The 10,205-nt window shown below is 53.0% G+C and carries 8 protein-coding genes; 7 read left to right on the forward strand and 1 reads right to left on the reverse strand.

Annotated elements, in window-relative coordinates; translation table 11 throughout:
• Positions 1-2: 2 nt before the first annotated feature.
• Positions 3-1,178: a multidrug efflux MFS transporter periplasmic adaptor subunit EmrA gene (emrA, locus tag D5398_RS18755; protein ID WP_120508981.1), complete on the forward strand. Its 1,176-nt coding sequence runs from the start codon at positions 3-5 to the stop codon at positions 1,176-1,178.
• Positions 1,179-1,195: 17 nt separating this feature from the next.
• Entirely contained in the window at positions 1,196-2,731 is a 1,536-nt protein-coding gene (gene emrB / locus D5398_RS18760; protein WP_120508982.1) for a multidrug efflux MFS transporter permease subunit EmrB, read from the forward strand.
• Between the two features lie 74 nt (positions 2,732-2,805).
• On the opposite strand, the gene D5398_RS18765 is transcribed toward emrB, so the two are convergent.
• Positions 2,806-3,909, reverse strand: a complete 1,104-nt coding sequence (locus tag D5398_RS18765) for a tRNA/rRNA methyltransferase (protein ID WP_120508983.1) — start codon at positions 3,907-3,909, stop codon at positions 2,806-2,808.
• Between the two features lie 244 nt (positions 3,910-4,153).
• Here D5398_RS18765 and trxC point away from each other — a divergent pair, with 244 nt between their 5' ends.
• From trxC to D5398_RS18790, 5 genes are all read left to right on the forward strand, one after another.
• Positions 4,154-4,573 (forward strand): thioredoxin TrxC, encoded by a 420-nt coding sequence (trxC, locus tag D5398_RS18770; protein WP_015695963.1) that lies wholly within the window; start codon positions 4,154-4,156, stop codon positions 4,571-4,573.
• A 128-nt stretch (positions 4,574-4,701) separates the two neighbouring features.
• Positions 4,702-5,406 carry a tRNA-uridine aminocarboxypropyltransferase gene (locus tag D5398_RS18775; RefSeq protein WP_120508984.1) on the forward strand — a complete coding sequence of 235 codons (705 nt, stop codon included), beginning with the start codon at positions 4,702-4,704 and terminating at the stop codon, positions 5,404-5,406.
• A 31-nt stretch (positions 5,407-5,437) separates the two neighbouring features.
• The gene (locus D5398_RS18780; protein ID WP_120508985.1) at positions 5,438-8,098 is read left to right on the forward strand and encodes a bifunctional acetate--CoA ligase family protein/GNAT family N-acetyltransferase; all 2,661 of its coding nucleotides are present in this window, start codon (positions 5,438-5,440) and stop codon (positions 8,096-8,098) included.
• Between the two features lie 144 nt (positions 8,099-8,242).
• Positions 8,243-9,598, forward strand: coding sequence for a CDP-diacylglycerol--serine O-phosphatidyltransferase (gene pssA, locus D5398_RS18785; protein WP_120508986.1), 1,356 nt, complete (start codon positions 8,243-8,245; stop codon positions 9,596-9,598).
• Between the two features lie 61 nt (positions 9,599-9,659).
• Positions 9,660-10,007 carry a YfiM family lipoprotein gene (locus D5398_RS18790; protein WP_120508987.1) on the forward strand — a complete coding sequence of 116 codons (348 nt, stop codon included), beginning with the start codon at positions 9,660-9,662 and terminating at the stop codon, positions 10,005-10,007.
• Positions 10,008-10,205: the final 198 nt, after the last annotated feature.

A 10,205-nucleotide genomic window follows, 5' to 3' on the forward strand; every position in this document is an offset into this window, starting at 1 on the left:
CCATGAGCGCAAATGCCGAAACTCAGGCAACGCCGCAAGCTCCGAAAAATAAGAAAAAAACGCGTAAAGTCGCTTTGCTCTTGTTAACCGGGATTTTCATTATTATCGCCATCGCCTACCTGTTCTACTGGCTGCTGGTACTGCGTCATTTCGAGTCTACCGACGATGCTTATATCGCAGGTAACCAGGTGCAGATTATGGCGCAGGTGTCGGGCAGCGTGACCGACGTCAACTTCGACAGCACCGACTTTGTGAAAAAAGGCGACGTGCTGGTGACTATTGACCCAACCGATGCAGAGCAGGCTTTCGAGCGCTCTAAAACAGCGCTGGCGAACAGCGTGCGTCAGACGCATCAGTTAATCATCAACGGCAAGCAGTATCAGGCCAATATCGCGTTGCGCCAGACGCAGCTGCAACAGGCTCAGACGGATCTCAAGCGCCGCGTAGTTCTGGGTAATGTCGATGCAATTGGTCGTGAAGAACTCCAGCACGCCCGTGATGCCGTCGATACTGCGAAAGCGCAATACGACATCGCCGTTCAGCAATACAACGCCAATCATGCAATGATTCTGGATACGCCGGTCAATAAACAGCCGCAGGTGCTGCAGGCCGCCGCAGAGGTGCGTGACGCATGGCTCGCCCAGCAACGTACCAAAGTGCGCAGCCCGATTGACGGTTTCGTTTCACGCCGCGCTGTACAAATTGGCCAGCAAATCAGCCCCACGACGTCTCTGATGGCAGTGGTTCCGGCGCATCACATCTGGGTCGATGCCAACTTTAAAGAAACCCAGCTGGCGAATATGCGTATTGGCCAGATGGCGACCGTGGTCAGCGATATGTATGGCGATGATGTGAAATATCACGGCAAAGTGGTGGGTATGGATATGGGCACCGGTGGCGCGTTCTCGCTTTTACCGGCTCAGAATGCGACAGGTAACTGGATCAAAGTTGTTCAGCGCCTGCCCGTTCGTATCGAACTCAACGATCAGGAAGTGGCAGAACATCCGCTGCGTATCGGTTTATCAACACTGGTAACCGTTGATACTCAGAACCGTGATGGTCTGGTGCTGGCGGATAAAGTCCGTACCGAACCGTTGTATCAGACTTCAGCTCTTACGATAGATCTGGCACCGGTCAATGCCATCATTGCTGACGTTATCCATGCTAATGCAGGCTAAAATCTCCGGAGACCTTCGTGGCAAATAAACCGCTGGTAGGCGCCCCGCTGGCCTGGATGACGGTGGCTTTGTCTATGGCCACCTTTATGCAGGTGCTGGATTCGACGATCGCCAACGTGGCGATCCCGACCATCGCCGGGAATCTTGGTGCCTCAAACTCACAGGGCACCTGGGTTATCACATCGTTCGGGGTGGCAAACGCCATCTCGATCCCGATCACTGGCTGGCTGGCAAAACGTATTGGTGAGGTCAAACTCTTCCTGTGGTCCACGGTGCTGTTTGCGATTGCATCATGGCTGTGCGGTATGTCCAACAGCCTGGAAATGCTGATCTTCTTCCGTGTAGTACAGGGCGTGGTGGCAGGTCCACTGATCCCCCTCTCACAAAGTCTGTTACTCAATAACTATCCTCCCGCCAAGCGAAGTACCGCGCTCGCGCTCTGGTCGATGACGGTGATCGTCGCCCCGATTTGCGGGCCGATCCTGGGCGGTTATATCAGTGATAACTATCACTGGGGATGGATCTTCTTTATCAACGTGCCGATCGGTCTTGTGGTGGTATTTCTGACGCTGAAAACGCTGAAAGGACGCGAAACCGCAACGCAGATCAGGCCTATCGACAGTGTGGGGTTAGTGCTGCTGGTACTGGGCATTGGCGCATTGCAGGTGATGCTCGATCGGGGTAAAGAACTCGACTGGTTTAACTCTACGGAAATTATCGTACTTGCGGCCGTGGCGGTGGTCGCGTTGTGCTTCCTGGTTGTGTGGGAGCTGACCGATGACCACCCGATAGTCGATCTGTCGCTGTTTAAATCACGAAACTTCACCATAGGTGTGCTGTGTATCAGTCTGGCCTACATGCTCTATTTCGGCGCAATTGTCTTGCTGCCGCAGTTATTGCAAGAGGTCTATGGGTATACCGCCACCTGGGCCGGTCTGGCGTCCGCGCCAGTGGGTATTTTGCCAGTTCTGATGTCACCGATTATCGGGCGCTTTGCGCATCGGCTGGATATGCGAAAGCTGGTGACCTTTAGCTTTATCATGTATGCCTACTGCTTCTTCTGGCGTGCGTATACGTTCGAACCGGGGATGGACTTTGGGGCGTCGGCGTGGCCGCAGTTTATTCAGGGCTTCGCGGTCGGTTGCTTCTTCATGCCGCTGACGACCATTATTCTTTCAGGTTTACCGCCTGAACGCATGGCGGCAGCATCCAGTTTGTCGAACTTTATCCGTACGCTGGCAGGCTCGATTGGTACGTCAATCACCACCACCATGTGGTCAAACCGTGAATCGCTGCACCACTCGCAGTTAACGGAAAACATCACGCCGTATAATCCGGCTGCGACGCAGACGTATCAGCAACTGGAAGGTATGGGCATGAGCCATCAGCAGGCATCTGGCTGGATAGCGAGGGAAATCACCAACCAGGGACTTATCATCTCTGCCAATGAAATCTTCTGGTTGTCTGGCGGTGCGTTCCTGGTGTTGCTTATTTTAATCTGGTTCGCCCGTCCGCCATTCAGCAGTGGTGGGGGTGCCGGTGGTGCACACTGATTAAGGCAATTCCTGAATACCGGAAAGCAAAACGGACGCATTAAGCGTCCGTTTTTTATGGCGATAACCGGCGATTATGCCTGGTTCTGACGCCACCATTCTGCCAGCAAAATACCTGACGCAACGGAAACGTTAAGGCTTTCCACTTTACCGGTACCGCCGATAGATACGCTCAGGTCGCCCTGCTGCCATGCGCTGTCAGACAGACCATCACTTTCTTCACCCAGCACCAGCACCATTTTGGCCGGTAATACTGCTTTACCCAGCGCCGTACCTTTATGGCTGGACGTGGTGACGATGGTGTATCCCGCGTTACGGAAGGTTTCCAGCACTTCAAGGAAGTTATCCGCACTGATGGCTTTAACGTGTTCCGCGCCGCCTTCAGCAGTACGGACTGCCGCGCCAGATTCCAGCTGAGCCGGATCCTGAACCATCATCCCGTTGATACCAAAGTGCGCACAAGAACGCATGATACCGCCGAGGTTGTGCGGGTTACCGACGTTTTCCAGCGCCAGCACACAGTCTTTTGCCGGTGCAGATTGCAGATAGGTTTCCGCATCCAAGCCCTGACGTTTTTTAATCAGGAAACATACGCCGCCGTGGTGTTCGGTGCCGGACGCTTTCGCCAGCTCTTCATCTTCAACCACATGATAGGCTTTGCGGTTTGCCGCCATCCAGCGCAGTGCTTCACGAAAACGCGGTGTCACCGACTGAACAAACCATGCACGGACGATAGCGTCCGGACGGCTGGCGAACAGCGCCTGACAGGCATTTTCGCCATACACGCGGGTTTCTTCCTGGCGCTGACGACGCAGCTGTTCAGGATCGATAAAGCTTTTGCCGCTGATACCACCGTGATCCGGAACAGATTCATCTGCCGGTGCACGTGAAACCGTTTTCCACGGCGAAGAGTACGGGCCATCGTCATCACGAGCCGGACGGCGCGGGCGATCGTCGCCGCGACGCGGAGCCGGGCCACGGGAATCACCACGGGAATCGCTGCTACGACGCTCATTGCGGCGGGCATCGTCTGGACGGGAACCCTGGCGAGGTTTATCGCCCGGACGTCCTTTATTGTTGGAAGGACGTTTATCGTTATTGCGGTTATCGCCGTCGTCGTCACTACGGACGTACATCACTTTGACTTTGCCGTTCTTGCCACTGAATGAATCGTTCATTTTTCTCTCCACCTACGCGCAGGGCGCGAAGATTACCTGATGTCTGTGAGCTAAGCCACAGGCTTTGGACCAAAAGCTTAAAACTATCGTATTCATTGAATAAACCACGTTGTTTACGTGAGGTGTCGCCCGCATACTTACAACATACAAGTAACATATCAGCCGTTTTATTAACCGTTTTTAAGGGTGAAAACGAGTTTGTGGTTGATACCCTTCTCACGTTAAGCAATGTAGAGGCTATTTTATGAATACGGTTTGTTCATCATGTCAGGCCACCAACCGCCTGCCTGAGGATCGTATCGACGACGGCGCAAAATGCGGCCGCTGCGGTCATGCACTTTTTGAAGGCGATGTGGTTCACGCGACCGCCGCGACCCTGGACAAATACCTGCAAGATGATTTGCCGGTTGTCATCGATTTCTGGGCGCCGTGGTGTGGCCCTTGCGTAAACTTCGCGCCAATTTTTGAAGATGTGGCTCAGGAACGTGCCGGTAAAATCCGTTTCATTAAGGTTAATACCGAAGCAGAACCTGAACTGAGCGCGCGGTTCCGTATCCGCAGTATTCCGACCATTATGGTATTTAATGAAGGCAAAATGGTCGATATGTTGAGCGGAGCGATGCCTAAGGCTCCATTCAACAACTGGCTCAATGAATCATTGTAACGCAGAAGCCGTTATAAAGCCCTGCCGAAGGCCCATACTGTACGGGCCTTTTTCTGTTATTCGCAGTTGCCACTTGCCTGTCCTGACCGGGTGATTAGAATAGCCGTTTTTCGTTAACCGGAATGCCTATGTCAGACAACGCCGTTCTTCGCCTGCGTGAGCAGCGCTTAGCCCAGTCTACCCGCCCTTTCCTTGCGCGCGGATCCAGGGCCATTCGCTGTCAGACCTGCCTGTTACCCACACGTAACTGCATCTGCGCCACACGCGAAATCCATCAGGCCGCCAGCCGTTTTTGTCTGGTGATGTTTGACACTGAACCGATGAAACCCAGCAATACTGGCCGGTTAATCGCAGACGTTCTGCCCGATACACAGGCGTTTCTGTGGTCACGTACGCAAACTGATCCGGCGTTGCTGGAGGCGATTGCCGACCCCGATCGTCAGGCTTACGTGGTCTTCCCGGCTTCTTTTGCCACCCCCCCGCGTCAGGTATTTACTGAAGTACCGGCAGGCAGTAAACCGCCTTTATTCATTATGCTCGACGGCACATGGAACGAAGCGCGCAAGATGTTTCGCAAAAGCCCGTATCTGGATAATCTGCCGGTATTCTCCCTTGATGTAAGCGCCAGCTCAGGCTATATCCTGCGTGAAGCCTCGCGCCCGGAACTGCATTGCACTGTAGAAGTGGCTGCTGCGTTGCTGGAAAAAGCCGGTGATTTCGAGGCATCTGCGGGTTTGTCACGGCACTTCACTCATTTCCGTACCCAATATCTGGCCGGAAAACCCCATCATCCGGTGCATCAGCTCACAGCAAAGAACGAAGAAAACCTCTAGAATCAGTTCAGGATGATTGATTGGAGTTCTGATGAGCCAGCGCGGACTAGAAGCCCTGCTACGACCTGAATCTATCGCGGTGATTGGTGCCAGTAATAAACCGGGCCGCGCCGGATATCTGATGATGCGTAATCTTCTCGACAGCGGATTTAATGGCCCGGTGCTGCCGGTCACGCCCGCTTATCGCGCCGTGTGTGGTGTTCTGACCTGGCCGGATGTCGCGACCCTGCCGATGTCGCCGGATCTGGCCATTCTTTGCACCCATGCTGACCGCAATCTCGCCTTGCTGGAACAACTTGGCGAGCGTGGCTGTAAAACAGTGATTGTGCTTTCCTCAAAACCTCAGCAATTCGCTGAACTCAAAACCTGTGCCCATCGCTTTTCGATGCGTTTACTCGGGCCAAACAGTCTCGGTATTCTCGCTCCATGGCAAAAACTGAATGCCAGCTTTTCGCCGGTGCCCATCCTGCCTGGTAAACTGGCATTTATTTCGCAATCAGCGGCCGTCGCCAATACCATTCTCGACTGGGCGCAACAGCGTGCCGTGGGCTTTTCTTATTTCGTTTCACTGGGTGATAGCCTGGATATTGATGTCGATGACCTGCTCGACTTTCTTGCGCGCGATAGCAAAACCAGCGCCATCCTTCTTTACCTCGAACACATCAGCGATGCGCGGCGCTTTCTTTCCGCCTCACGCAGTGCCTCGCGCAATAAACCGATTCTGGTGATCAAAAGTGGCCGCAGCGGACAAGCCCAGCAATTGCTCAACAGCCCGCTAAGTCTGGATGCAGCCTATGATGCGGCTATCCAGCGCGCCGGTTTGCTGCGTGTGCAGGATACTCATGAGCTTTTTTCAGCTGTCGAAACGCTGAGCCATATGCGCCCGTTGCGTGGTGAGCGCTTACTTATCATCAGTAACGGCGCAGCCCCTGCTGCAATGGCGTTGGATCAGTTGCTTTCGCGTAACGGCAAACTGGCGAAACTCAGTGAGGAAACCCGTCACGCCCTGAGTGCTGTTTTGCCAGAAGCGATTACCGCCGCCAATCCGTTAGATTTACGCGACGATGCCACACCAAAACTATATCAGGCAGTAATGACCGCTCTGCTCGACAGCACGGATTATGACGCACTGCTGGTGATCCACGCCCCAAGCGCTGCTGCGCACGGCACCCTGACAGCCAGTCAGCTGATAGCAGCTGTTCGTCAGCATCCGCGAGGTAAATACATCACTTTGCTGACCAACTGGTGTGGAGAATTCTCGTCGCAGGAAGCCCGTAAACTCTTCACTGAAGCTGGGATCCCGACTTACCGCACGCCGGAAGGTACGGTGACGGCGTTTATGCACATGGTGGAATATCGCAGGAACCAGAAGCAGCTAAAAGAAACGCCGGCACTGCCGGCAGACCTTGAACAAAACACCGATCAGGCGCACCGGCTGATTGCCCGGACATTAGCGGAAGGCACCACGCAGCTCGATACCCATGAGGTGCGAGCAATTTTGCAGGCGTACGGAATGAATGTGCTGCCAACATGGATAGCCAGCGACAGCGTTGAAGCAGTGAATATCGCCAGTCAGGTAGGCTATCCGGTGGCGCTGAAACTGCGTTCTCCTGACATCCCGCACAATTCTGAAGTACAGGGAGTGATGTTATATCTTCGCACCGCCAGTGAAGTGGAACAGGCCGCGAATGCGATATTTGACCGCGCCAGACAGGCATTTCCGCAAGCGAGAATTCAGGGACTGCTGGTGCAAACCATGGCCAACCGGCCAGGATCACAGGAACTTCGCGTGGTGGTCGAACAGGATCCGGTATTTGGCCCGCTGATTATGCTGGCCGAGGGCGGTACTGACTGGCTTCCGGAAAGACAGGCAGCGATTTCCCTGCCGCCGCTGAACATGACGCTGGCGCGATATCAGGTGGTTCAGGCACTCAAGAGTGGCAAAATTCGCGGTCGCAATGCGCTGCATCCCCTCGATATCCCGGCACTCAGTCAGCTGCTGGTGAATGTGTCTAACCTGATTATCGATTGCCCAGAAATAGAACGGCTGGATATTCATCCTTTGCTGGTTTCCGGCAATGAACTCAGCCTGCTCGATGTCTCAATGCAGCTTTCGGCGCAGCAGCCCGGTGCACCTTCACGACTGGCAATCCGTCCTTATCCGCGTGAACTGGAAGAGCGCGTTATACTGAAAGACGGGTCGCTGGCACTGTTCCGTCCGATACTCCCGGAAGATGAACCGCTGCTTAAAGCGTTTATCCTCAAAGTCACGAAGGAAGATCTCTACTATCGTTATTTCAGTGAGATCAACGAATTCACGCATGAAGATTTAGCGAATATGACGCAAATCGACTATGACCGCGAAATGGCGTTCGTGGCCATTCATAATGTGAATGATAAAAGTGAAATTATTGGTGTCACCAGAGCGGTTTCAGATCCCGATAATACTGACGCCGAATTCTCGGTTCTGGTTCGCTCTGACCTGAAAGGTTTAGGACTCGGAAGACGCCTGCTGGATAAGATGATCAATTACGCCGCAGAGCACGGGCTGCAACGTCTGACCGGAATAACCATGCCTAACAATCGCGGCATGATTACGCTGGCCAGAAAGCTGGGGTTTGACGTCGACATTCAGATTCAGGACGGTATTGTGAACCTCTCCCTGACGCTGGAAAAGACCCGAATTTTGTAGCAGAAAACCGTGAGCCTGCGCGATGAACAGGCAAAAGTTGCGCACATCAGACAGGACTAATGGTATTATCGACCGATTGTGCGGTCACCTGTATCTGTTTGTGCCGCTAAAGCCATTACATGAAGAGAGAAGAAGCGCACTGTGATGTTGTCAAAATTTAAACGTAATAAACATCAACAACACCTTGCTCAACTGCCAAAACTCCCCCAAACAGTTGATGCTGTAAAAACGCTCTACTGTCCGACAGATTTCCGTACGACGCTGCTCGAAGCCATCTCTAACGCCACCCAACGGATTTATCTGGTCGCGCTCTATCTTGAGAACGATGATGGCGGTCGCGATGTACTGTCGGCGTTGTATGATGCCAAGCAGCGATGCCCTGAGCTGGAGATTTGCGTGCTGGTTGACTGGCACCGCGCTCAGCGTGGTCGTATCGGCGCTGCGGCGGCAAATACCAATGCTGACTGGTATTGTCGTATGGCGAAAGAGCGCCCCGGGCTTTCTGTGCCGGTCTATGGCGTACCTGTAAATACCCGTGAAGCCTTGGGCGTTTTGCACCTCAAAGGCTTTGTTATCGATGATCAGGTCATTTACAGCGGTGCGAGTCTTAATGACGTTTACCTACATCGTCATGAAAAATATCGTTATGACCGGTATCAGCTGCTGACGAATAACGCGCTGGCCAACACGATGATCGACTTTATGAAGAAGTCGATCCTGACGGCAGCTGCCGTGCAGCGGCTCGATCGTGAAGATCGCCCAAAAAGCATTGAGATTAAGAACGAAACACGTCAGTTCCGCCAGACCCTGCGTACCAGTGGCTATCACTTTAAAGACAACGCCGGTAACGATGAACTGGCCGTCACGCCAATCGTTGGTCTGGGCAAACAAAATGAGCTTAACCGGACTATCCATCATCTTATGGCCAGCACGGATCATAAGCTGACGCTATGTACACCGTACTTTAATATGCCTGCGATGCTGGCGCGCAACATTATTCATCTTCTGCGCCGTGGTAAGCAGGTGGAAATTATCGTGGGTGATAAAACCGCGAACGATTTCTATATTCCGCAGGATCAGCCATTCAAAATCATCGGCGCCTTACCCTATTTGTATGAGATTAATCTGCGTCGATTCCTGAGTCGTTTACAGCGTTTCGTTGACAGCGGACAGTTGATTGTCCGTCTGTGGAAAGACGGCGAAAACAGTTATCACCTGAAAGGCATCTGGGTGGATGACCGCTGGCAACTGATTACCGGTAATAACCTGAATCCCCGCGCCTGGCGTCTGGATCTTGAGAATGCCATCCTGATCCACGATCCGCATAAAGAAATGGCCGTTGAGCGCAATAAAGAGCTGGAAGAAATTCGGCAGCATACGCACGTGGTTTCACATTATATGGAACTGGAAAGTATTCCTAATTATCCGGTCAAAGTTCGTAAGCTTATCCGGCGCTTACGGCGGATAAGAATCGACAGACTCATCAGCCGAATTCTGTAATTGGCTATACTGAAAGCCTGATCATCGTGATCGGGCTTTTTTTTATCCGGAATTCTTCCTTATGACTCAGAAGTTATCTTTCGCTATCAGGCCGCTTTGCATTGTCCTGATAGCAGGATGCAGCGGGTGTACGCATTTCGCGAATGATCAATGGACAGGCAAAGACAAGGCCGAACACTTCGTAGGCTCTGCCGTGTTGGCCGCCGCGAGTACAGCCTATGGCGATCATCAGGGATGGAGTGAAGCACGCAACCGGTCATTCGGACTGTTGTTTTCAGTGAGCCTCGGCGCAGCCAAAGAACTCTATGACAGTCGTGATGGCGGGAGTGGGTGGAGCTGGAAAGATTTTAGCTGGGATATTGCAGGTGCCGCTGTCGGCTATAGTGCTTATCATCTGACGCATAACTGACAGAAGTTCTGGCAGACCGCAACAAGGCAATAAGTTCCTGATGGCAGGACAAATAACGAACAAAAACCACCAAATTTCCCATAGCAAAAAGCCCTGTACGTCAGTACAGGGCTTTCTACTAATTTGATGCCTGGCAGTTGATGATCCACTTCGTGGCTCACCCTTCGGGCCGTTGCTGCGCAACGTTCAAAAGGCTAT

The sequence above is a fragment of the Rahnella bruchi genome (assembly GCF_003614975.1).
GTDB lineage: Bacteria > Pseudomonadota > Gammaproteobacteria > Enterobacterales > Enterobacteriaceae > Rahnella > Rahnella bruchi.

Bases quoted from the DNA above. Each gene is read 5' to 3' on its own strand.
- emrA (WP_120508981.1), top strand. From the start codon at position 3: ATGAGCGCAAATGCCGAAACTCAGGCAACGCCGCAAGCTCCGAAAAAT.
- trxC (WP_015695963.1), top strand. From the start codon at position 4,154: ATGAATACGGTTTGTTCATCATGTCAGGCCACCAACCGCCTGCCTGAG.
- D5398_RS18765 (WP_120508983.1), bottom strand. From the start codon at position 3,909: ATGAACGATTCATTCAGTGGCAAGAACGGCAAAGTCAAAGTGATGTAC.
- pssA (WP_120508986.1), top strand. From the start codon at position 8,243: ATGTTGTCAAAATTTAAACGTAATAAACATCAACAACACCTTGCTCAA.
- D5398_RS18780 (WP_120508985.1), top strand. From the start codon at position 5,438: ATGAGCCAGCGCGGACTAGAAGCCCTGCTACGACCTGAATCTATCGCG.
- D5398_RS18790 (WP_120508987.1), top strand. From the start codon at position 9,660: ATGACTCAGAAGTTATCTTTCGCTATCAGGCCGCTTTGCATTGTCCTG.
- D5398_RS18775 (WP_120508984.1), top strand. From the start codon at position 4,702: ATGTCAGACAACGCCGTTCTTCGCCTGCGTGAGCAGCGCTTAGCCCAG.